The organism is Paraburkholderia dilworthii, from assembly GCF_000472525.1.
Classification (GTDB): Bacteria; Pseudomonadota; Gammaproteobacteria; order Burkholderiales; family Burkholderiaceae; genus Paraburkholderia; species Paraburkholderia dilworthii.
Genome location: NZ_AWZT01000020.1, coordinates 94,915 through 117,714, shown reverse-complemented (window position 1 = coordinate 117,714; position 22,800 = coordinate 94,915). Strand labels below are relative to the sequence as shown.

23 protein-coding genes, 1 tRNA gene and 1 pseudogene are annotated in these 22,800 nt (G+C 62.1%); 18 read left to right on the top strand and 7 right to left on the bottom strand.

Going from position 1 to position 22,800, the window contains the following annotated elements; translation table 11 throughout:
• Positions 1 to 153: pseudogene (locus F759_RS43050) on the top strand (IS256 family transposase); the annotation flags it as partial.
• 199 nt (positions 154 to 352) lie between these two features.
• Here the strand turns inward: F759_RS43050 and purU are convergent.
• From purU to F759_RS0118770, 5 genes are all read right to left on the bottom strand, one after another.
• Positions 353 to 1,222, bottom strand: a complete 870-nt coding sequence (gene purU / locus F759_RS0118790; protein WP_027801245.1) for a formyltetrahydrofolate deformylase — start codon at positions 1,220 to 1,222, stop codon at positions 353 to 355.
• A 97-nt stretch (positions 1,223 to 1,319) separates the two neighbouring features.
• Positions 1,320 to 2,171 (bottom strand): NUDIX hydrolase, encoded by an 852-nt coding sequence (locus F759_RS0118785; RefSeq protein WP_027801244.1) that lies wholly within the window; start codon positions 2,169 to 2,171, stop codon positions 1,320 to 1,322.
• A gap of 207 nt (positions 2,172 to 2,378) precedes the next feature.
• Positions 2,379 to 2,993, bottom strand: coding sequence for a LysE family translocator (locus F759_RS0118780; RefSeq protein WP_027801243.1), 615 nt, complete (start codon positions 2,991 to 2,993; stop codon positions 2,379 to 2,381).
• Positions 2,994 to 3,047: 54 nt separating this feature from the next.
• Entirely contained in the window at positions 3,048 to 3,614 is a 567-nt protein-coding gene (locus tag F759_RS0118775; RefSeq protein ID WP_027801242.1) for an adenine phosphoribosyltransferase, read from the bottom strand.
• A gap of 78 nt (positions 3,615 to 3,692) precedes the next feature.
• On the bottom strand, positions 3,693 to 5,696 hold the full coding sequence (locus tag F759_RS0118770) for a monovalent cation:proton antiporter family protein (protein WP_027801241.1): 2,004 nt from the start codon (positions 5,694 to 5,696) through the stop codon (positions 3,693 to 3,695).
• Between the two features lie 161 nt (positions 5,697 to 5,857).
• On the opposite strand from F759_RS0118770, the gene kdsD reads away from it, so the two are divergent.
• The 11 genes from kdsD (at position 5,858) to F759_RS0118715 (ending at position 15,298) form a co-directional block, all read left to right on the top strand.
• A complete protein-coding gene (gene kdsD, locus F759_RS0118765) occupies positions 5,858 to 6,841 on the top strand; it encodes an arabinose 5-phosphate isomerase KdsD (protein WP_027801240.1) in 984 nt (327 codons plus the stop codon).
• Positions 6,841 to 7,401, top strand: a complete 561-nt coding sequence (locus F759_RS0118760) for a KdsC family phosphatase (RefSeq protein WP_027801239.1) — start codon at positions 6,841 to 6,843, stop codon at positions 7,399 to 7,401. The genes kdsD and F759_RS0118760 overlap by 1 nt, the downstream gene beginning before the upstream one ends.
• Positions 7,398 to 8,009, top strand: a complete 612-nt coding sequence (gene lptC, locus F759_RS0118755; protein WP_027801238.1) for an LPS export ABC transporter periplasmic protein LptC — start codon at positions 7,398 to 7,400, stop codon at positions 8,007 to 8,009. Before F759_RS0118760 ends, lptC begins: the two co-directional genes overlap by 4 nt.
• 21 nt (positions 8,010 to 8,030) lie before the next feature.
• On the top strand, positions 8,031 to 8,702 hold the full coding sequence (lptA, locus tag F759_RS0118750; RefSeq protein WP_027801237.1) for a lipopolysaccharide transport periplasmic protein LptA: 672 nt from the start codon (positions 8,031 to 8,033) through the stop codon (positions 8,700 to 8,702).
• Entirely contained in the window at positions 8,699 to 9,484 is a 786-nt protein-coding gene (lptB, locus tag F759_RS0118745; RefSeq protein ID WP_027777803.1) for an LPS export ABC transporter ATP-binding protein, read from the top strand. The genes lptA and lptB overlap by 4 nt, the downstream gene beginning before the upstream one ends.
• Positions 9,485 to 9,663: 179 nt before the next feature.
• Complete coding sequence (locus tag F759_RS0118740; protein ID WP_027801236.1) at positions 9,664 to 11,181, top strand: RNA polymerase factor sigma-54; 1,518 nt, start codon at positions 9,664 to 9,666, stop codon at positions 11,179 to 11,181.
• A 171-nt stretch (positions 11,182 to 11,352) separates the two neighbouring features.
• A complete protein-coding gene (hpf, locus tag F759_RS0118735; protein WP_027801235.1) occupies positions 11,353 to 11,709 on the top strand; it encodes a ribosome hibernation-promoting factor, HPF/YfiA family in 357 nt (118 codons plus the stop codon).
• A 293-nt stretch (positions 11,710 to 12,002) separates the two neighbouring features.
• The gene (locus F759_RS0118730; RefSeq protein WP_084534285.1) at positions 12,003 to 12,518 is read left to right on the top strand and encodes a PTS sugar transporter subunit IIA; all 516 of its coding nucleotides are present in this window, start codon (positions 12,003 to 12,005) and stop codon (positions 12,516 to 12,518) included.
• A gap of 139 nt (positions 12,519 to 12,657) precedes the next feature.
• On the top strand, positions 12,658 to 13,626 hold the full coding sequence (gene hprK, locus F759_RS0118725) for an HPr(Ser) kinase/phosphatase (protein ID WP_007179412.1): 969 nt from the start codon (positions 12,658 to 12,660) through the stop codon (positions 13,624 to 13,626).
• A gap of 103 nt (positions 13,627 to 13,729) precedes the next feature.
• A complete protein-coding gene (gene rapZ, locus F759_RS0118720; protein ID WP_027801233.1) occupies positions 13,730 to 14,623 on the top strand; it encodes an RNase adapter RapZ in 894 nt (297 codons plus the stop codon).
• 39 nt (positions 14,624 to 14,662) lie between these two features.
• Positions 14,663 to 15,298 (top strand): LON peptidase substrate-binding domain-containing protein, encoded by a 636-nt coding sequence (locus F759_RS0118715; protein WP_027801232.1) that lies wholly within the window; start codon positions 14,663 to 14,665, stop codon positions 15,296 to 15,298.
• 24 nt (positions 15,299 to 15,322) lie between these two features.
• Here F759_RS0118715 and mutY read toward each other — a convergent pair whose 3' ends face one another.
• Both mutY and mutM read right to left on the bottom strand, forming a co-directional pair.
• Positions 15,323 to 16,462 carry an A/G-specific adenine glycosylase gene (gene mutY / locus F759_RS0118710; RefSeq protein ID WP_027801231.1) on the bottom strand — a complete coding sequence of 380 codons (1,140 nt, stop codon included), beginning with the start codon at positions 16,460 to 16,462 and terminating at the stop codon, positions 15,323 to 15,325.
• Between the two features lie 7 nt (positions 16,463 to 16,469).
• On the bottom strand, positions 16,470 to 17,300 hold the full coding sequence (mutM, locus tag F759_RS0118705; RefSeq protein WP_027801230.1) for a bifunctional DNA-formamidopyrimidine glycosylase/DNA-(apurinic or apyrimidinic site) lyase: 831 nt from the start codon (positions 17,298 to 17,300) through the stop codon (positions 16,470 to 16,472).
• 87 nt (positions 17,301 to 17,387) lie between these two features.
• Here mutM and F759_RS0118700 point away from each other — a divergent pair, with 87 nt between their 5' ends.
• The 6 genes from F759_RS0118700 to F759_RS0118675 all read left to right on the top strand — a co-directional run bounded on the left by F759_RS0118700 (position 17,388) and on the right by F759_RS0118675 (position 22,709).
• Positions 17,388 to 19,229 (top strand): tetratricopeptide repeat protein, encoded by a 1,842-nt coding sequence (locus tag F759_RS0118700; RefSeq protein WP_027801229.1) that lies wholly within the window; start codon positions 17,388 to 17,390, stop codon positions 19,227 to 19,229.
• Complete coding sequence (lolB, locus tag F759_RS0118695) at positions 19,229 to 19,849, top strand: lipoprotein insertase outer membrane protein LolB (RefSeq protein ID WP_027801228.1); 621 nt, start codon at positions 19,229 to 19,231, stop codon at positions 19,847 to 19,849. The genes F759_RS0118700 and lolB overlap by 1 nt, the downstream gene beginning before the upstream one ends.
• A gap of 65 nt (positions 19,850 to 19,914) precedes the next feature.
• Positions 19,915 to 20,796, top strand: a complete 882-nt coding sequence (ispE, locus tag F759_RS0118690) for a 4-(cytidine 5'-diphospho)-2-C-methyl-D-erythritol kinase (protein WP_027801227.1) — start codon at positions 19,915 to 19,917, stop codon at positions 20,794 to 20,796.
• Between the two features lie 52 nt (positions 20,797 to 20,848).
• Positions 20,849 to 20,925: transfer RNA gene (locus F759_RS0118685), tRNA-Gln, on the top strand.
• A gap of 46 nt (positions 20,926 to 20,971) precedes the next feature.
• On the top strand, positions 20,972 to 21,928 hold the full coding sequence (locus F759_RS0118680) for a ribose-phosphate pyrophosphokinase (protein ID WP_006048037.1): 957 nt from the start codon (positions 20,972 to 20,974) through the stop codon (positions 21,926 to 21,928).
• Positions 21,929 to 22,091: 163 nt separating this feature from the next.
• On the top strand, positions 22,092 to 22,709 hold the full coding sequence (locus F759_RS0118675; RefSeq protein ID WP_027801226.1) for a 50S ribosomal protein L25/general stress protein Ctc: 618 nt from the start codon (positions 22,092 to 22,094) through the stop codon (positions 22,707 to 22,709).
• Positions 22,710 to 22,800 lie beyond the last annotated feature (91 nt).

Sequence of the window (22,800 nt, the reverse complement as noted above, 5' to 3'; positions counted from 1 at the left end):
CACTTCCCGAGCGACGAAGCCGCCAGCAAACTGCTGTATCTGGCCTTGCGCAACATTGAAAAGGATTGGAAGATGCCGCCTATCACCTGGCGGCAAGCTGTCAATCAGTTCGCCATTCTGTTCGGTGAGCGATTCACCGCCGCCATCAGCTGAGATTTTTAACCGGCCTCAGCACACGAAATTTCTGACACCTCCCGCAGCGTTGGTTGGCTCTTCTGGCCTTTCCTAGCCCTTGGCCTTTGCCGGCCACTGCCGGCCGGCCCTTCCTCGGCCCAACGCAATCGCCACCTTCTCAGTGCGCGACAAACGCCGCCATAGACAAGCCCTCGCCGCGCAATCCTCTCACTCGTTGTTAACGAAACACCACCGTCTTGCTGCCGTTCAGCACCACGCGATGCTCGACGTGCCACTTCACCGCACGCGCCAGCGTCACGCATTCGACGTCGCGCCCAATCGCCGTCAACTGTTCCGGCGTCATGCTGTGATCCACGCGTTCTACTTCCTGCTCGATGATCGGACCTTCATCGAGATCGGTCGTCACGTAATGCGCCGTTGCGCCGATCAGCTTCACGCCACGATCGAACGCCTGGTAATAGGGCTTCGCACCCTTGAAGCTCGGCAGGAACGAGTGATGAATATTAATCGCGCGGCCAGCAAGCGCCTCACACAACTTCGGCGACAGAATCTGCATGTAGCGCGCGAGCACGACCAGATCCGCCCGATGCTCGTCGATCACTTCGAGCACGCGCGCTTCCTGTGCGGCCTTCGCTTCAGGCGTGCCGCCCAGCAGCGGGAAATGATGGAACGGTATGTCGTAGCTCGCTGCGAGCTGATAAAACTCCTTGTGATTCGAGATGATCGCCGGGATCTCGATGTTCAACTGGCCAGTGCGGTAGCGGAACAGCAGATCGTTCAGGCAATGCCCGATCTTCGAAACCATGATCACGACGCGCGGCTTCACCGATGCATCGTGCAATTCCCAGTTCATGCCGAACTGCTCGGCAAGCGTCGCAAACGACTCGCGCAGTGCCTCGAGTCCCGGATCGCCGCCCACCTGCTGAAAATGCACGCGCATGAAGAACTCGCCGGTGCGGCTGTCGCCGAACTGCGCAGAGTCGAGAATATTGCTGCCACGCTCGAACAGAAAGCCCGACACGGCGTGAACGATGCCGGGCCGGTCGGCGCACGACAGTTTGAGGATAAAGCTGTGATCGGTCGACATGACCTGGGTGACTCCCTTCTTCAATGCGTGGTTTGTTTGGCGTGGCTGTATGGTGTGCGGTGCCGGGCGCTTTGGCAAGGTCCGGCGGATCAGGCGCTCAGGCGGACGCGGGCGGCGCAAACAGCGCGTCGACGCCCGCGCACGCCTCTTCATCGATCCAGCGGCGGCGCAGCATGCAATCCAGCGTGGCGAGACTCGCGTCGACCGTCATCGCGCCTTCCTCGATCCAGCGCGCCACTTCGTCGATGCGCGCAAGCCGGTGCTCACCGACCTCGCCGTCCTGATTACGCGGTGCGAAGTCGGCCGGCAGCGCAAGGTCGTAGATGAAAATCTGTTCGGCCTGCGTGCCTTCCGGCAACGATTGCAGCACATACGCGGTGCGGCCCGCGACCGCACGCACGGCGATCTCTTCCGGAATGCCGGCTTCTTCCCAGCACTCCTTGACGATCGTCGCCTCCACGCTAAAGCCCCAACCGATTCCGCCCGCCACCACATTGTCGAGCATGCCCGGATCGGTCGCCTTCGTGTCGCTACGGCGCGCGATCCACAATCTGGGCGCCCCGCCGTCCGCATATTCTACGACGCCGTTCAGATGCACCGCGTAGGTCATCGTGCCGAAGAAGCGCGACGCCGCGCGTTCGATGTATGCGAGCGGCCGGGCATCGAACGCATTGCGGATTGCGTAGGTTTCGTTGCGCCAGCCCGGAACGCGGCCTTCGGCGGCGAGCGCGCCGATCACGGAGCCGAGGGCCCCGCTGCGCAACTCAACCGTGTTGAACGCCGGTGCGAGCGCGACGCGCGCATCATCGATGTCGAACACGTCGGGCCAGCGGGCGAGCAAGCGCACATCGCTCGAACGAATCCAGCCGACCTGCCCGGCGTCGATCCAGAACGGCAAATGCGCATGAACGTCGAAGCGGCGCGCGGCGGTGAGGCAAGGTAAAGTCATTGAAAACTCCAAACTGTCGGCGGCTGCTGGCGATGAATCCGGCGTTCAGGTCGCTCATTTGCTGTGTCGATGGCAGACTCAAACGCGAACTAAACGCGAACTCAAGCGAGGGCCAAAACACACATTCGATCGCGGACCCAACTGCACCGCAAGCGCGAACTCAACCGAGGGCCCACGCGCAGCACCTTCACCGACTCAAGCGCGAGATCAATCGCGCAACGCGACGCGAATCGCGATCGCGATAAAAGTGGCGCCGGCAAGACGATCAAGCCACACACCCACACGCGGCCGGCGCTTCAACCACCCGCCAATGATCCCCGCACACACGCCGAACAGCGAAAACACCGCCACCGTCTGCAACATGAAGAGCGCGCCGAGTTCGAGCATCTGCACCGTCACGCTTTGCGCGCCGTGCGGCTGCACGAACTGCGGCAGAAACACGATAAAGAACAGCGTCACTTTCGGATTGAGCAGATTGCCGAGCACGCTTTGGCGGAACACGGTCATCAACGGCTGCGGCGCGCGTTCGTGCGCGGTCGCGAGGCCGTGACTGCGCAGCGCCTTGACGCCGATCCAGACGAGATACGCGGCGCCGGCCAGCTTGATTGCCTGGAAGGCGAACGGCGACGAGCGCAGCAACGCGGCCACGCCGAGCGCGGCGAGCGTCGTGTGAAACGTGATGCCCGCAGCAAAACCGAGCGCCGCGACAAGACCGGCCGCACGGCCCTGCGAGATGCCGCGCGCAAGCACTTGCAGATTGTCCGGACCGGGTGCCATCGTGATCGCAATCGACGTGGCGAGGAACAACATGAAGTTGGGCATCGTTCTTACCTTCTTTTCAGAAAGGTCAAGCGTTGCGGCCAGTTTGCAGCGCGCCTAATGGCCGTCGAAACTCGTCACCGTATAGAGCGGCAACCCGCCGCCCGCGAGCAGTTTCGAGCCGCCAAGTTCTGGCAGATCGATGATTGCCGCGCCTTCCACGACAACGGCGCCGAGCCGCTCGAGCAGAATCTTGCCGGCCATCATCGTGCCGCCGGTCGCGATCAGATCGTCGATGATCACCACCCGGTCGCCTGGCTTGCAAGCGTCCTCGTGAATCTCAACGGTGGCCGTGCCGTATTCGAGCTCATAAGATTGCGACGCGCGCTTATAGGGCAGTTTGCCCTCCTTACGAATCGGAATGAAGCCGAGGTTCAGTTCATACGCGAGAATCGGCCCGATGATAAAACCGCGCGCGTCGAGCCCGGCAATGTAGTCGAGCTTCGCGTCGATATAGCGCTGCACGAACAGGTCGATCAGCACGCGCAGCGACTTCGGCTCCTGAAGCAGCGGCGTGATGTCGCGAAACTGCACACCGGCCTGCGGCCAGTCGGGCACCGTGCGAATGTGACTTTTGATGTAGTCGGCCGCATCGAGCGGCGCGCTCGCGAGCGCGTTTGACATGATGTCTCCGGACGGACCTCGTGAGGTCCAATGAAAAGCTGAATCAGCGGCGGCCGGACGGACCATGCCGCAAACTTGCTATGCTGCGGCGGCGCCCGCGCGGCGGTGTTTCGAGAGCCGCTCCTCGGCCTGCGCCAACTGCTCGGGCAAGCCGCGCAACACTACGATGTCGCTCGCCCGCAGCTTGGTGGACGGATCCGGCTCGACGCCGCGAATGCCGTGCCGGCGAATCGCCGTGACTTCGACACCTAGTTCGTACAGCCCCAGGTCGGCCAGCGTGCGGCCAACCGCGTCGGCGTTCTGATCGACCGGGACCGATTGTAGCCGCACCTGTTCGTGGCCGTCGTCGTCGTCGATGTCGTCGGCGCCGTGGAAATAGCCGCGCAGCAGCGCATAGCGCTCGTCGCGCATTTCCTCGACCCGGCGCACCACGCGGCGCATCGGTATGCCCATCACGACCAGAGTATGCGAAGCGAGCATCAGGCTGCCCTCGACGATCTCCGGAATCACCTCGGTCGCGCCCGCGGCCAGCAGCTTTTCCAGATCGGCGTCGTCGACGGTACGAACGATCACCGGCAAGGTCGGTTCCAGCTCGTGGATGTTGTGCAGCACACGCAATGCCGACGGCGTATTCGCATACGTGATCGCGATCGCCGCGGCGCGATGAATGCCGGCCGCGAGCAGTGACTCGCGCCGCCCCGCGTCGCCGAACACGACGGACTCGCCCGCGGTCGCGGCCGCCTGCACGCGGTCCGGGTCGAGATCCAGTGCGACGTACGACAAGCCTTCGTGTTCGAGCATCCGCGCGAGGTTCTGGCCGGAGCGGCCGTAGCCGCAGATGATCACGTGGCCGCTTTGCTTCAGGCTCTGCGTTGCAATGCGCGTCATCTGCAACGACTGCATCATCCATTCAGTCGAGGAAAGCCGCAGCACGATACGATCCGCGTTCTGGATCAGGAACGGCGCGGCGAGCATCGACAGCAGCATTGCCGCGAGAATCGCCTGGAGCAAAGTGGCGTCGACAAGATGCTTGTCGAGAATCAGATTCAGCAGCACGAACCCGAACTCGCCCGCTTGCGCGAGACCGATACCCGTGCGCATCGCGACGCCCGGCGACGCGCCGAACAGACGCGAGAGCCCCGTGATCATCACCGCCTTTAGCAGAATCGGGCCGAGCAGGAAGCCAAGCACGATCAGCGGATGCTCCCAGATCACGCGCGGATTCAGCAGCATGCCGGTCGTCACGAAAAAGAGTCCGAGCAGCACGTCGCGAAACGGCTTGATATCCTCTTCGACCTGATGCCGATACGGCGTCTCCGCGATCAACATGCCGGCGATGAACGCGCCCAGTGCGAGCGACAAACCGAACTTGTCCGTGATGAACGCCGAGCCGAGCGTGACGAGCAGCAGATTGAGAATGAACAGTTCCTGCGAACGGCGCCGCGCGACCACGTTGAACCAGCGTGTCATGAAGCGCTGTCCGACGATCAACAGCAGTGACAAGGCGACGACGATCTTGATGGCCGCAATGCCGAGCGCGTTGACGAGGTCTTTCGAATCGCCGCCGAGCGCCGAAATGATGATCAGCAGCGGCACCACCGCGAGATCCTGGAACAGCAGCACGCCGAAGATATTGCGGCCATGCTCGGTCTCGATCTCGAGCCGCTCCGCGAGCATCTTGCTGACGATTGCCGTCGACGACATCGCCAGCGCGCCGCCGAGCGCCACGCTCGCCTGCCATTTGATATGCACCCAGCGCTCGAATACGAACCCGAGCGTGACCGCAACTGCAATCGTGCCGATCACCTGCAACAGACCAAGGCCGAATACGAGGCGGCGCATCGAGCGCAGCTTCGCGAGCGAAAACTCGAGGCCGATGGAGAACATCAGAAACACGACGCCGAATTCGGCGAGGTTCTGCGCGCCCACGGAATCGGGAACGAGGCCCAACGCATTCGGCCCGACGACGATGCCGACGCTCAGATAACCGAGCATCGGCGGAAGATTCAGAAAGCGAAAGATCACCACGCCCGCTACCGAGGCCAGCAGCAGGAACAGCGTCATTTCCAGCGGGGAGATCATCGGCAAAAACGCATGGGTAAAGCGTCCTCGTTCGTCAGCGGAACCGCGCACGCAACACGCCGTGCGACAAGGTTGAGGGGCCTTAAAAAGGGGCGATGAAGGCAGCGGCTTTGCACAGCAGGCCCGGCGCGGCGAACAAGCGCCTTTGCTATACTTCGCGAATGATAGCGAAAATCAATGGCGACCGGGCACTCGCGCTCGCTCGCGACGTGCTCGACATCGAAGCGGACGCCGTGCGCGCGCTTCGCGATCAACTCGACGACGCTTTCGTCGGGGCGGTTGACTTCATCCTGGGGTGCCGTGGGCGCGTGGTTGTCTCCGGCATCGGCAAATCGGGGCATGTGGCCCGCAAGCTCGCAGCCACGCTCGCCAGCACCGGCACACCGGCGTTCTTCGTGCATCCCGCGGAAGCCAGCCACGGCGATCTCGGCATGGTCACCGCCGACGACGTTTTTCTCGCGCTGTCCAATTCCGGTGAAACCGAAGAACTCGTCGCGATCCTGCCGCTCATCAAGCGGATCGGTGCAAAGCTGATTGCGATGACGGGACGCCCGGCGTCGAGCCTCGCGAAACTGGCCGACGTGCATCTGAATTCCGCCGTTGCGAAAGAAGCCTGCCCGATGAATCTTGCGCCCACCGCGAGCACCACCGCCGCGCTCGCGCTCGGCGACGCACTCGCGGTCGCAGTGCTCGACGCGCGTGGCTTCGGCCGCGACGATTTTGCGCGCTCGCATCCGGGCGGCGCGCTTGGCCGGCGCCTGCTCACTTATGTCAGCGACGTGATGCGCACCGGCGACCAGGTGCCGAAGGTCACGCCTGAAGCGACCGTGCGCGACGCGCTCTTCCAGTTGACGGCAAAGCGCATGGGTATGACTGCGATTGTCGATAACGAAGACCGTGTGAAGGGCATTTTCACCGACGGCGACTTGCGCCGCGTGCTGGAGCGCGACGGCGATTTTCGCGCGCTGTCGATTGCGTCTGTCATGACCGCCGACCCGCGCACCATTGGTCCGGATCATCTCGCCGTCGAAGCCGTGGAACTGATGGAGCGCCATCGCATCAATCAGATGCTGGTCGTCGACGAAGCGGGCAAGCTGATCGGCGCACTCAACATGCACGACCTGTTTTCGAAGAAGGTGATCTGATGGCCGTCGCGCCCCCTACCGCTACCGAACGCGCGAGCCGCGTGAAGCTGATGATTTTCGACGTCGACGGCGTGCTGACCGACGGTCGCCTGCTCTTCACGGCGGAAGGCGACACGATGAAGGGCTTCAATTCAATGGACGGCCACGGCATGAAGCTGTTGCGCCAGGCCGGCATTGAAACGGCGATCATCACCGGGCGCAAGTCGGGCATCGTCGCGGCGCGCGCGAAAGAAATGCATATCACGCACGTGTATCAGGGCATCGACAACAAGCCGCAGGCGTTCGCCGACTTGCTCGAAGCAACCGGCATGAGCGCGGAACAATGCGGCTATATGGGTGACGATTGGGTCGATCTCGGCGTCATGCTGAAGGTCGGCTTCGCGGCGGCGCCGGCCAATTCACATCCTGAAGTGATCGCGCGTGCGCACTGGGTCAGCGAGGCGCGCGGCGGCCACGGCGCGGCCCGCGAAGTCTGCGACACGCTGCTGCGCGCGCAACACAAATACGAGGCGCTGCTCGCGGCCGCCTGTAGCGGCGAACAGCGGGGCCTCGTCGGATGAATAACCAGTTTCGCCTGACCTCGCTGATTCCGCTCGTCGCGATGGCCGCTCTGGCGGGCATCACGTGGTGGCTTCTGCAAGCCACGCTGCCGCGGCAAAACGAAGGCGCTGTGCGTCCGAAGGAGCACACGCCGGACTACTTCGCGGACAACTTCTCCGTTTCGGAACTCGATCAGTCGGGCTCAACGCAATATCGCCTGACCGCGCAGTCGCTGATTCATTACGAAGACGACGAACTCAGCGATCTCGTGAAACCCGCAATGCGCGCGTTCCAGCCCGGCAAGCCGGTCGTCACCGCGACGGGCGACACCGGCAAGGTCAACGGCGACGCGTCCATCGTCGATTTGTACGGCAATGCGCGCATTCTGCGCGCGCCGGGCTACGGCGACCCGATGATGCAAGCCGATTCCGAGCATTTCCGCGTGCTCGTGAACGACGATGTGATCGAGACTGAAAAGCCGGTTAAACTTCAGCGCGGCATGTCTGTAATGACTGCCAGCGGCATGAACTACAACAACGTCACCCGGGTGATGCAGCTCTTCGGCAATGTGAAAGGCGCGATCGCCGCGTCCGACGCCGGCGGCAGCTCGCCCAAGCAACCCGGGTAAATCCATTCCAGGCGTGACTGCATGAACGAATCGTTCCCCCGTTTTGATACCGGCCGCTCGCGCACCCTGTCCGCGTGCCGCGCCGGACTCGCTGCGCTCATCGTCGCGTTGCCGCTCGCCGGCTTCGCGCCGCTCGCGCACGCCGACCGCGCCGACAAGGACAAGCCGCTCAACATCGAAGCGGACAACATGACTTACGACGACCTCAAGCAAGTCAACATTTTCACCGGCCATGTGGTCGCGACCAAAGGCACGATCGTGATCAAGGCCGACCGTGTGGAAGTGACGCAAGACCCGCAGGGCTATCAATATGCAACCGGCACGTCGAGTGGCGGCAACCTGTCCTATTTCCGCCAGAAGCGCGAAGGCCTCGACGAATATATCGAAGGCACGGCCATTCGCATCGACTACGACGGCAAGCAGGATCTCACCACGCTCACCACGAATGCGACCGTCAAGCGCCTGCAAGGGCTCTCGACTGTGATGGATCAGGTGCACGGCAGCGTCATCACCTATGACGGCCAGAAGGACTTTTACACGGCGAAGGCAGGCAAGGATGTCGCCGGCCCGGGCAATCCGACCGGCCGCGTGCGCGCGATGCTGTCGCCGCGCAATGGCGGCGCGGCGCCGCTGAACGGCGCGTCGGCGACGCTTGCGCCGTCCACCACGATTCAGGGAGCGCCGAATCAGTGAGCACTTCCGCGTCCCTCCCAAATCGCAAGCCGGCGGGCACGAGCAGTTCGCTCGTCGTACGCAATCTGAAGAAGCGTTATGGTTCGCGCACGGTCGTCAAAGACGTTTCGCTCGATGTGAAAAGCGGCGAAGTGGTCGGCCTGCTTGGCCCAAACGGCGCGGGCAAGACCACGTCGTTCTATATGATCGTCGGCCTCGTGCCGCTCGACGCCGGCGAGATCGATCTGGACGGCAAGTCCATCAGCCTGCTGCCGATCCACAAGCGCGCTTCCCTCGGTTTATCTTATCTACCGCAGGAAGCTTCGGTGTTCCGCAAGCTTTCCGTCGAGCAAAATATTCGCGCCGTGCTGGAATTGCAGCACGAAGACAACGGCAAGCGTCTCACCAAAGACGCCATCACGAGCCGCGTGGAAGCCTTGCTCGACGAGTTGCAGATTTCGCATTTGCGCGAAAATCCGGCGTTGTCGTTGTCGGGCGGCGAGCGCCGCCGAGTGGAAATCGCGCGCGCGCTGGCCACCAATCCGAGCTTCATTCTGCTGGACGAACCGTTCGCCGGCGTCGATCCGATCGCCGTGCTCGAAATCCAGAAGATCGTTAAATTTTTGAAGCAGCGCAATATTGGTGTGCTAATCACCGATCACAACGTGCGTGAAACGCTCGGTATCTGCGATCACGCCTACATCATCAGCGACGGCAGCGTACTGGCCGCCGGCGCGCCAAGCGAAATCATCGAAAACGAAAGCGTGCGGCGCGTCTATCTGGGCGAGCATTTCCGCATGTAAGCTCACGCGGGAATCGGCGGCGCCGCGTGCGTCTGCCGGTTCTTTCGCGGCAAGCGCCCGGGCGCATTCCTGACGCGGGCGGCTCGCGCCCGGCGTCGCCGGGACGGGCGCAGGCGTAATTGCGAATTCGCAAGGTATCGCGGTCGTGGCAAACTCTCTACAATGAATCTGAACTTGCCATGAAAGCCAGCCTCCAACTCCGCCTATCGCAGCATCTTGCGTTGACCCCGCAACTGCAGCAGTCCATCCGGCTGCTTCAGCTGTCCACGCTCGAACTGCAGCAGGAAGTGGCAACGGCGATCTCGCAAAATCCGCTCCTCGAAAACGAGGACGACTGGATCGCGAGCCCCCTCCGCGTGGCCTCCGACGGTTCTCTGATCGCGCAGACGCCCGGTTCCTCGGCGCCGCCCGACCAGATGGGCGGCAACGGGTCGTCATCGTCTTCGAGCAGCAGCGAGCGCTCGGAAAACGGCGAGCCGCAAGGCGTGGACGAGTACAACGGCCTCTCGGGCGACAGCAACGGCGACGCGTCGCAATGGAATCTCGACGACTACGGCCGCTCCGGCAACGCCTCCGACGACGACGACCTGCCGCCGCTGCAAATTCACGAATCGAGCACATCGCTGCGCGATCACCTGATGGCGCAACTGCGCGTCACGCAGGCCGGTCAGCGCGACCGGGCACTCATCACGTTCCTTATCGAGTCGCTCGACGACGACGGCTACCTGGCCGCCACGCTCGACGAAGTACTCGCGGACCTGCCCGAAGAACTCGAAGTCGACGTCGACGAACTGAGCGCGGCGCTTGCGCTGCTGCATAGCTTCGATCCGGCCGGCGTGGGCGCGCGCTCCGCGTCGGAGTGTCTGAAGCTGCAATTGTTGCGGCTGCCGCCTTCGCCCACGCGAACGCTAGCGCTCGAAATCGTTGCCCATTATCTGGAACTGCTAGCCGCACGCGATTTCACGCGTCTGCGCAAGCATTTGAAAGTCAACGACGACGACCTGCGCGACGCGCACATGCTGATCCGCTCGCTCGAACCGTTCCCCGGCGCGGCGTACGGCAAAGCTGAAGCGGACTATGTGGTGCCGGACATTATGGTGCGTAAAACCGCCCAGGGCTGGCAGGCCGAGCTCAATCCAGACGTGGTGCCGAAGCTGCGCATCAACCACCTGTACGCCAATATTCTGCGCAACAACCGGGGCGACCCCGGCAGCGGTTCCTTGCGCCAGCAACTACAGGAAGCGCGCTGGCTGATCAAGAATATCCAGCAACGTTTCGAAACAATCCTGCGGGTCGCGCAAGCCATTGTCGAGCGTCAAAAGAGCTTTTTTGTGCACGGCGAAATTGCTATGCGGCCCTTGGTTTTGCGGGAAATTGCTGATACGCTGGGCCTACACGAGTCGACTGTCTCGCGTGTGACAACCGGTAAGTACATGCTCACCCCATTCGGGACGCTTGAGTTCAAATACTTCTTCGGCTCGCATGTTTCGACAGACACGGGCGGCGCGGCCTCTTCCACGGCCATTCGCGCGCTCATCAAGCAACTGATAGGAGCGGAAAACGCAAAAACGCCTCTCTCAGACAGCCGCATAGCCGAACTGCTGGCGGAACAGGGCTTCGTGGTCGCACGGCGCACCGTGGCGAAATATCGCGAAGCACTCCGAATTCCGGCAGTCAACCTGCGCAAGTCTCTGTAGCCCGTCGCCTTCCGTGGCGGGCATTTACCGGCCGCTCCGCAAGTTGGCGGACAGGCCGGCCGATGCGACCTGCCAGAAGTCAGTCACCGGGGGGCGACTCAGGCAAGCCGACAGATCGACCGGACCTTCGTCATCGTGCGGAACAAGCGGCCATTAGCTTGGAGAAGCACTATGAATCTGCAGATCAGTGGACACCACCTCGAAGTAACGCCTGCGTTGCGCGAATACGTGATCACCAAACTGGATAGGGTGCTAAGACATTTCGATCAGGTCATCGACGGCAGTGTGGTCCTCTCGGTCGACAACCACAAGGAAAAGGAAAAGCGGCAAAAGGTTGAAATCAACCTGCATCTGAAGGGCAAGGACATTTTTGTCGAGAGTTGCGACAGCGACCTCTACGCTGCGATCGATCTAATGATCGACAAGCTCGACCGGCAAGTGATACGCCACAAGGATCGCCTGCAAGGCCATCAGCATGAAGCGATCAAGTATCAACCGGCGCCACAACTCGACGTGCCGCCGCAATAAGCGAAATTAGAAGGCTTCCTTCATATCGCTTACCCTGAACCGCCCGCAATCGGGCGGTTTTTCATTGGGATTCCGGTTGCTTTCCCATTCCCGCCTGCCGGTTCGCAAGACTTGGGGCGGCATGAACGATCTCGAAGAAAGAACCTATTGCGCATTGATGGCGCGCCGCACCATACGCCGTCACCCTGTTCTATAATGTTCCGGTTACCATCGGGGTCTAGCTCGCATGCAGGCGGTCTGCCGGAGTCCTGTGCTTTCGGACTCCAACGTACGCCGCCGTGAGCATCAAACGAATGGAACGCCAATCAAATGCCCCAGCGAGGAGAACCCAGGCCACGTTTTCGCCTGTCAACATGAATCGTTTAGCCAAATTTCTTCCCCTCGAGAACGTCGTCGTCGGACTATCGGTCACCAGCAAAAAGCGCGTGTTCGAGCAAGCGGGCCTCATCTTCGAGAACCAGAACGGCATCGCCCGTAGCACGGTCACAGACAATCTGTTTGCGCGCGAGCGCCTCGGATCGACGGGGCTCGGCGAAGGCGTCGCGATTCCGCACGGCCGCATCAAAGGACTCAAGCAGCCGCTCGCCGCGTTCGTCCGCGTGGCCGAACCCATTCCCTTCGAATCGCCCGACGGTCAGCCCGTCTCGCTGCTGATCTTTCTGCTCGTGCCCGAACAGGCCACGCAGCAGCACCTCGAAATCCTTTCGGAAATCGCGCAGCTTTTGTCCGATCGCGAGGCACGCGAGCGCCTGCATACGGAAGAAGACCGCGAATCATTGCATCGCCTGCTCACTCAGTGGCAACCTTGATGCAGCGGCGGTCATCCGCACGCCGCCTATCCGCACGTTCAACTGCCCGCGCGCGGATACAGCCAGGCACAGCGCACGGCCCGCGTTAGCGCGGCCAGCGGTTTGCCCGGCAAGCGGCCCACACTGGAGTCACTGACTCATGGATACGTCCAGCATCAACGCCCAGAGCATCTTCGACGATAACGCCGCCACGCTGAAACTCAGCTGGCTGACAGGGCATGAAGGCTGGGAACGCGGCTTTTCATCGGAATCCGTCGCCAATGCCACGTCGAGCGCCGACCTCGTCGGCCACTTGAACCTGATCCACCCGAACCGGATCCAGGTGCTGGGCGACGCCGAAATCGACTACTACAAGCGCCAAACCGACGAAGACCGCTCGCGCCACATGGCCGAACTGATCGCGTTGGAACCGCCGTTCCTCGTGGTGGCGGGCGGCGTCGCCGCGCCGCCGGAACTGGTGCTGCGCTGTACGCGCTCGTCCACGCCGCTTTTCACGACGCCGATGTCGGCGGCTGCGGTGATCGACAGCCTGCGCCTCTATATGTCGCGCATTCTCGCGCCGCGTGCCACGCTGCACGGCGTGTTTCTCGACATCCTCGGCATGGGTGTGCTGCTGACCGGCGACTCGGGCCTCGGCAAAAGCGAGCTCGGCCTCGAACTCATCAGCCGCGGCCACGGCCTCGTTGCTGACGACGCCGTGGACTTCGTGCGCCTCGGCCCCGACTTCGTCGAAGGACGCTGCCCGCCGCTGCTGCAAAACCTGCTGGAAGTGCGCGGCCTAGGCCTGCTCGACATCAAAACGATTTTCGGTGAAACCGCTGTGCGCCGAAAAATGAAGCTCAAGCTGATCGTGCAACTGGTACGCCGTCCTGACGGTGAGTTCCAGCGGCTGCCGTTGGAGAGTCAAACCGTCGACGTGCTCGGTCTGCCCATCAGCAAGGTCACAATTCAGGTTGCGGCCGGCCGCAACCTCGCGGTGCTGGTCGAAGCGGCCGTGCGCAACACCATCCTGCAATTGCGCGGCATCGATACACTGCGCGACTTCATGGACCGCCAGCGCCTCGCCATGCAGGATCCGGATAGCCAGTTTCCCGGCAAGCTGATCTGAGTCAGTCGTACGTGGAGCACTCTGAGCCCCCGCCAGTGGCCGGCTTCGGGTACGCGCGAAAGCGCTCAGATGCTATGATGAAACGGACCGATTTCACGACTCCATGCGCATAATCCTCATCACCGGCATATCCGGCTCTGGCAAATCCGTCGCGCTAAACGCGCTCGAGGACGCAGGCTATTACTGCGTCGACAATCTGCCGCCGCGCTTCCTGCCCGAGCTCGCGTCCTATCTCGCCGAAGACGGACATGACCGCCTCGCCGTCGCGATCGACGCCCGTTCAAGCGCGTCACTCGACGACATGCCTGCGATGATCCGCGACCTGTCGCGCGCTCACGACGTGCGGGTGCTGTTCCTCAACGCGAGCACGCAGTCGCTGATTCAGCGCTTCTCGGAAACGCGCCGTCGCCATCCGTTGTCGGGCTCCACCGCGCATGATGCCGACGTTGGGCTGCTCACGTCGCTCGCGGAAGCAATCGAACGCGAGCGTGAGCTCGTCGCGGGTCTCGCCGAATTCGGCCATCAGATCGACACCAGCAATCTGCGCGCGAACGTGTTGCGCCAATGGGTAAAACGCTTTATCGAGCAGGAGCATGCAGGACTCGTGCTGATGTTCGAGTCGTTCGGCTTCAAACGCGGCGTGCCGCTCGACGCCGATTTCGTGTTCGACGTACGCACGCTGCCAAACCCGTACTACGATCACGAATTGCGCCCGCTGACGGGTCTGGACAAACCGGTGATCGATTTTCTGGACGCGCTGCCGGTCGTGCATGAAATGATCGACGATATAGAGAAGTTTCTCGCCAAATGGCTCCCGCATTTCCGCGACGACAATCGTAGTTATCTGACCGTCGCAATTGGTTGCACGGGTGGCCAGCACCGCTCGGTGTTCATTGCAGAGACGCTCGCCGCGCGTCTCGCCAATGCGGCGAATGTAATCGTGCGGCACCGCGATGCACCGGTCGACGCCGGCGCGTCATCGAAGTTAGTGGCTTAACCGGCCGCATCGCGCGGCCTTAACTCGAAGCGTTGCGCCATGTCCTCTACTTCTACTGTGCTCGCCGATGTGCCGCTGTTTCCGCTGCATACCGTTCTGTTTCCCGACGGAATACTGCCGCTGAAAATCTTCGAAGCGCGCTACCTCGATATGGCGCGCGACTGCCTGCGCGAAAAGACGCCGTTCGGCGTGTGCCTGCTGAAAAGCGGCGCGGAAGTGGCGCGAGAAAACGAGCCTTCGGTGCCCGAACCAATCGGGTGCCTCGCCGAAATCGACGAATGCGACGTTGACGACTTCGGCATGCTGCTGATTCGCGCACGCGGCACCCGGCGCTTTCGTCTGCTGTCGCACCGCGTGGAAAGCAGCGGTTTGCTGGTCGGCATGGCTGAGCCGCTCGGCGAGGACCGGCCACTTGAAGGCAATCAGCAACTGGCCAAATTCGGCGCGTGCGCGGAGGTGCTCGAGCGGATCATCGCGACGATCCGCGAGCGCGACCCGGACAGTTTGCCGTTCGCGGAGCCGTTCAGACTCGAAGATCCGTCGTGGGTGTCCAACCGTCTCGCCGAAGTGCTGCCAATTGCGCTAAAGGCGCGTCAGAAACTGATGGAGATGCTGGACGCCGGCGCGCGTATCGACGTTGTTCATCACTATATGCAGCAGCATCAATTGCTGTAAACAGCCGCGCTCCCGCGTGGTCTGTCAGATCAGCGAACCCTGCAGACCATCCAGCAGTTTCCGTACGGGTGCGGGCACGCCGAAAGAATCGAGATCGCTCAGCAACACCCAAGCCGTATCCGCATCGCCTAGCGCGGTGAGTGCGCCGACATCGCGATCCAACTCCGCAAGCCGCGGCTCGATGTCCAGCTTGAAATGCGTAAAGACATGCGTGAGGGGCGCGAGCGGCGACACCGCACCGTCGCCGCCGAACTCACGCGCGCGCGTCGCGAGAGCGGCTTCGTCGGCGGCTTCGGGCAAGCTCCACAAGCCGCCCCAGATACCGGACGGCGGGCGCTTTTCGAGCATCACCGCATTGCCGTCGCGCAGCACGAGCATCCACGTGCGACGAGTCGGCACGGCTTTCTTCGGACGCGCGACCGGCAGTTCGCGCTGACGCCCCGTTACGTTCGCGACGCAGTCGGCGGCGAACGGACAACGCAAACAGTCAGGCTTGCCGCGCACGCAAAGCGTGGCGCCGAGGTCCATCAGACCTTGGGTGTATGCGCTGACTTCGGCATCCGATGCATTTGACGGCAGCAGCGATTCCGCCAGCGTCCACATCGCATTCTCGACCTTCTTTTCGCCAGGGAAACCTTCGACGCCGAACACGCGCGCGAGCACGCGCTTCACGTTGCCGTCGAGAATCGTCGCGCGGGCGCCAAACGCAAACGACGCGATCGCGGCCGCAGTCGAGCGGCCAATGCCGGGCAATTCCGCGAGTTCATCCACGGAAGCGGGGAACGCGCCGCCGTGCTGCTCGACGACCGCCTGCGCGCAGCGATGCAGGTTGCGGGCGCGCGTGTAGTAGCCGAGGCCGGCCCACAGCGCCATGACGTCATCGACTGGCGCTGCGGCAAGCGTGGCAACATCCGGAAAGCGCGCGAGGAATTTCGCGTAGTACGGAAACACCGTCGACACTTGCGTCTGCTGCAGCATGATTTCCGACAGCCAGATGCGATATGCATCACGCGTGTTCTGCCAGGGCAGATCGTGGCGGCCGTGCTTGCGCTGCCACGCGATCAGCCGTGTGGAAAAATCTGACATCAATGGAGATGCGGATGCAACGGGCACAGCGGACGGTGACGAACGCTGCGCAGGGTGTGGAGTCAAGCGGGAAGGCATTGAGAATTTAGCGCTGACAGGTAGGACAAAAGTAAGTGGAGCGCTGGCCTTGCACGATTTGTCTGATCGGCGTGCCACAGACGCGGCACGGCTGCCCCGCGCGATCATAGACGAAATAATCGAGCTGAAAGTACCCGCTTTCGCCATCGCTGCCGACGAAATCGCGCAGCGTGCTGCCGCCTTTCTCGATTGCCGCCGCGAGGGTCACGCGCACAGCGTCGGCCAACAAGCCGTAGCGTACGAGCGAGACGCGGCCTGCGGCGGTGGTGGGCCGAATACCCGCGCGAAAGAGGCTCTCCGACGCATAGATATTTCCTACCCCGACCACGATTTCGCCGGCCAGCAGCGCCTGCTTCACCGATACCTTGCGCCCGCGCGTGAGCCGGTGCATCAGCGCGCCCGAGAATGCCGGCGAAAACGGCTCCACGCCGAGACTCGCGAGCAACGGATGCTCGAGCACGTCACCGGCTTCACGTGAATGCCACAGTACGGCGCCGAAGCGTCGCGGATCGCGAAAGCGCAAAATGAAGTCGTCGAAAATCCAGTCGACGTGGTCATGCTTCGCGGCGGCCGGCGGATGCGGCACATGACGCAATACACGCAGCGTCCCCGTCATGCCCAGATGCACGATGAACCAGCCCGCGCCGATTTCGAACAGCAGATACTTGCCGCGCCGTTCGACCTTGCGCACGACATGTCCGCGCAAGGTCTTCGCAAGGTCGGCGGGAATCGGCCACCGCAACGCGGGCGTACGGACCTCGACGCGCTCTACCTTGCGGCCGGACACATACGGTTCGATTCCCCGTCGGGTAACCTCAACTTCTGGCAGCTCTGGCATGTCTAACTGGTCTGCAACTTGCGTGAGTGGTTGTGCGCGTATTGTAGCGAGCGCGTTACAATCGTCCGAAACATTGAACGGATTTCCATGAACTTGTCCTTCGTGAAGCTGTTTTTGAAGCGCCCGGCTAGCGCATCCCGCGTGCCTCACGCAGTGTCCGCCCGGCGCTCGCTCGGTGCCGCCGCGCTGGCTCTGTGGGCGTTTGCTGCGGTGCCCGCGCACGCGCAGGACCCATCGCCGGACGCCGACGACACGTCGGCCACGCTGGCCGATCCGCTCGGCCCGCCCTCGGCGGAAGAACAGAAAGCGCTGCCGAATGTGCAGTTGACGAGCCAGATCGTATTCCAGGTCCTCGCCGCGGAAGTCGCGCTGCAACGCAATCAGCCCGCGCCCGCCTATCAGACCTACCTCGCGCTCGCGCGCGACACGCACGATCCGCGCATGGCGCAACGTGCCACGGAAATTGCGCTAGCCGCGCAGAGCCCGTCGGACGCGCTGGCCGCCGCGCAATTGTGGCAGCAGTATGCGCCGAACTCGGAGCGAGCCGCGCAACTCGACGCGTCGCTGCTCGTGCTGTCGGGCAAGCCGGATGACGCAGCGCCGCTGCTCGAGCGCGAGCTCGCGAAGGTGCCGGCGGAGAATCGCGGCAGCGCGATATTGGCGCTTCAGTTGCTGCTTTCGCGCGGACCGAACCGGATCGGCGGCCTGCATGTGTTGCAGGACATGCTGAAGAACGATATGAACCGGCCCGAAGCGCAATTGGCCATCGCGCGTCAGCAACTGGTTTCCAATGACGCGCCGGGTGCTCGCAAGTCGCTCGAACAGGCGCTTGCGCTCAAGCCGGACTATTTGCCGGCCGCGCTGACGCTGTCGCAAATGGGACCGGAGGAGCGCAAGGAAGGGATTGCGTCGCTCGAAAAATACGTGCAGCAAAATCCGAAATCGCATGACGCGCGTCTCGCGCTCGCACAAATGTATCTGGCGAGCGACCGCCTGGACGACGCGCAAAAACAGTTCGAGGTCATGCACAAGGCGAATGCGAACGACCTGACGCCGCTCATGGCGCTCGCGCTCATCAAGATTCAACAGAAGAATTTCAACGAAGCGCAGACGTATCTCACACAGTACGCGCAGCAAGCCGAAAAAACACCTGGCGCGGACGCCGGTCAGGCGTACATCTACCTTGCGCAGCTGTCGCTCGAACAGAAAAACGAGGCGGCTGCGGCTGACTGGCTCGACAAGATTTCACCGTCGAGCCAGCAGTACATGCCCGCGCAGATCACGCGCGCGCAACTGCTCGCCAAGCAAGGCAAGCCTGACGACGCGCGGCGCCAGCTCGCCAACCTGCGGCCGGCCGATCCGCGCGATCAGGCGTTGGTCGCACGTACCGACGCGGCGATCCTGTTCGACGCCAAGCGCTACCCGGAAGCCGAAACGCGCCTGCAACAAGCCACGGCTGCATTTCCGGACGAACCGGATCTGACGTACGACTACGCAATGGCCGCCGAAAAGAACGGCCACTTCGACGTCATGGAAGCGCAATTGCGCAAGCTGATCCAGACTCAGCCGGACAATCCCCAGGCTTACAACGCGCTTGGCTATTCGCTTGCGGATCGCAATCAGCGTCTCGCAGAAGCGGACAAACTGGTCGAGAAGGCGTCATCGCTTGCGCCGAACGACGCGTTCATCATGGACAGCGTCGGCTGGGTCAAGTACCGCATGGGCGACACGTCGGATGCGATCAAACTGCTGCGCAAGGCGTACGACATTCAGCCTAACGCCGAAATCGGCGCGCATCTCGGCGAAGTGCTGTGGAAAGCCGGCGATCAGGATCAGGCTCGCGCCGCTTTCCGCGAAGCGCGTAAGCTCGAACCCGACAACGAAACGCTCGTCAAAACGCTGCAACGTCTTCAGGTGAACGATCTTTGATGCGTATTTCCTGTTTCGAATCTCTTCCCAGGGCGGCGCTCGGGCTCGCGGCGGCAGCCGTCGTCGCATTGGCCGGCTGTGCGTCCGTCAAGCCGCAGGGGCCGTCCACGTCGAACGCCGCGACCGCGGTTACTGCGCAAACGAGCCGCGCTTACCAGGGCCGTTTCGCGGTCCAGTACAACGATCAGAATGGCCAGCAGCGCAATGCCTACGGCAATTTCTCCTGGCAGGAAACGGGCGACACCGTGACCTTGCAATTGCGCAACCCGCTGGGACAAACGCTTGCAATCGTGACGTCGTCGCCGGCTTCGGCCACGCTCGAATTGCCGAACCGCCAGCCGCTCACCGCCGATAACGTCTCCACGTTGATGCAAAACGCCCTCGGGTTCGCACTGCCCGTCGAGGGATTGCGTTACTGGTTGCAGCCTTCGCCTGCGCCTACGTCGCGCGCCAAAACGGAGAGGGACCCGGAGCAACCGTCACGCTTGAAGGAAATCACACAGGACGGCTGGACGATCGACTATCTTGCCTACGCGGAAGCGCCGGCCACTGGCGTAAAGCGCGTGAATCTGACGCGCTCGGAGCCGCCGCTCGACATCAAGCTAGTGCTGGACCAGTAAAACGCGCGCCTGCGCGCACTTTTGCCGCTTATTCGGCGCCGCCTTGGCGCATGTAGCCTCGACTCATGATCGAAACAACCGACTCGCTGCGCGATTGCCTCGCACCAGCGAAACTCAACCTCTTTCTACACATCACCGGGCGCCGGCCGGACGGTTATCACACGCTGCAAACGGTCTTCCAGCTTCTCGACTGGGGCGACACGCTGCATTTCACGCGGCGCGACGATGGACTCATCACGCGCAGCACCGAAATCGCCGACGTGCCGCCCGAGCATGACCTCACCGTGCGCGCCGCCAATTTGCTCAAAACGCATACGGGCTCGCCGGAAGGCGTCGATATCGAAATTGAAAAGCGCCTGCCGATGGGCGCGGGCCTCGGCGGCGGCAGTTCCGACGCGGCGACCACGCTGCTCGCGCTGAACCGGCTATGGAAGTTGAACTTGCCGCGGCTGGAATTGCAGGCGCTGGCATTGAAGCTGGGCGCCGACGTGCCGTTTTTCGTCTTCGGAAAAAATGCATTCGCCCAGGGTGTCGGTGAAGCTTTGGCCGTTGTACAATTGCCGCCGCGTCATTTCCTGGTAGTGACACCGAGGGTTCACGTTCCAACTGCAGCGATTTTTTCCGAAAAAGCGTTGACAAGAGACTCAAAAGCCCTCACAATTACGGACTTTCCTGCAGAACTTAGCTGCAACACTGAATGGCCAGAAAGTTTTGGCCGTAATGACATGCAGCAGGTTGTCGTCGGAAAGTACGCGGAAGTAGCGCAAGTGCTGCGATGGTTTGAGAACGTCGCGCCGGCGCGGATGTCTGGATCCGGTGCAAGTGTCTTTGCAGCGTTCCGTAGCAAAGCTGAAGCAGAAGCGGCGCAAGCCAAACTGCCCCGCGAATGGAACAGCGCAGTGGCCGCCAGTCTAGAGCAGCATCCACTCTTTGCCTTCGCGTCATAAGTTTTGCATCGTCGAACGAAACTCCACGTTCGGCGGAGCTCAAAGTTAGTGTAGGGGAGTCGCCAAGCTGGTTAAGGCACCGGATTTTGATTCCGGCATGCAAAGGTTCGAATCCTTTCTCCCCTGCCAAAAATTCTTGCATTTCCCCTCGCCCCCAGCCTGAAGCAGGTGCACGATGAGCAGCCATGACGGCCTGATGGTTTTTACTGGCAACGCAAATCCCGCGCTTGCACAGGAAGTCGTCAAAATCCTCGGTATTCCCCTCGGCAAAGCAATGGTTAGCCGTTTCTCGGACGGCGAAATCCAAGTCGAGATTCAGGAAAACGTGCGAGGCAAAGACGTCTTCGTTCTGCAGTCCACGTGCGCACCGGCGAATGACAACCTGATGGAACTGATGATCATGGTCGACGCGCTCAAGCGCGCATCGGCCGGCCGGATCACCGCAGCCATCCCCTACTTCGGTTATGCACGTCAGGATCGCCGCCCCCGTTCGGCGCGCGTCGCCATCTCGGCGAAAATCGTGGCGAACATGCTGGAAATCGCGGGCGTCGAGCGGATCATCACAATGGATCTGCATGCCGACCAGATTCAAGGCTTCTTCGACATCCCCGTTGACAACATCTACGCTACGCCCGTGCTGCTCGGCGATCTGCGCAAGCAGAACTACGAGAACCTGCTGGTCGTTTCGCCGGACGTCGGCGGCGTGGTGCGCGCCCGGGCATTGGCGAAGCAGCTCAATTGCGACCTCGCGATCATCGACAAACGCCGCCCGAAGGCGAACGTTGCCGAAGTGATGAACATCATCGGCGAAGTCGAAGGGCGGACCTGCGTGATCATGGACGACATGGTCGACACCGCCGGCACGCTCTGCAAGGCAGCACAGGTTCTGAAGGAACGTGGCGCGAAACAGGTTTTCGCTTATGCCACCCACCCGGTTCTGTCGGGTGGCGCCGGTGAGCGTATCGCCGCATCCGCGCTCGACGAACTCGTTGTCACGGACACGATCCCGCTCGGTGAAGAAGCCCGCTCGTGCGCGAAGATCCGTTCCTTGACCAGCGCCGGTCTGCTGGCCGAAACGTTCTCGCGGATCCGCCGCGGCGATTCGGTCATGTCGCTGTTCGCTGAAAGTTAAGTATTTGCGAAGGCGCGGCGTATCGCTCGATGCGACACACGCGCTTTTGCGTAATCGGCGTGAACGAACGAAGGTTCATGCCGCAGCTCTGGGGCCTCAGCCATAACGGCTTGCGGGCCCCGTTTTTACTGTCTGGTCGCGGACAGTGCATTGGAGATTCAAAATGAAAGTTGTCGCTTTCGAGCGTTCTTTGCAAGGTACGGGTGCGAGCCGCCGCCTGCGTAACTCGGGCAAGACCCCGGGCATCGTATATGGCGCTGGTGCTGAAACGCAATTGGTCGAACTGGACCACAACGCGCTGTGGCACGCGCTGAAGAAAGAAGTTTTCCACTCGTCGATTCTCGATCTGGAAGTCGGTGGCAAGTCGCAACAGGTTCTGCTGCGCGACGTGCAATACCACCCGTTCCGTCAGCTCGTGCTGCACGTGGACTTTCAGCGTGTCGACGCATCGAAGAAGCTGCACACCAAGGTGCCGCTGCACTTCCTGAACCAGGAAAGCAACCCGGCAGTGAAGCTGTCGAGCGCGGTGATCTCGCACGTGGTCAATGAACTGGAAATCGAGTGCCTGCCGTCGGCACTGCCGGAATTCATCGAAGTCGACTTGGCGAAGATCGAAGCGGGTCAATCGGTTCACGCTAAGGACATCCCGCTGCCGGCAGGCGTGTCGCTGGTTGCTCACGTCGAAACAGAAAATCCGGTGGTCGCTGCTGCAACGATCCCGGCTGGCGCAGTGTCCGAAAGCGACGCCGCTGCTGGTGAAGGCGAAACGCCGGCTGCCTAAGCGCACTTCGCGCAGTGAGCAAGTAATCCTCTCGATCCGTTTCAATGAGGCGATCGATGTGACCCGCCGAGGTTCGCCCCGGCGGGTTTTT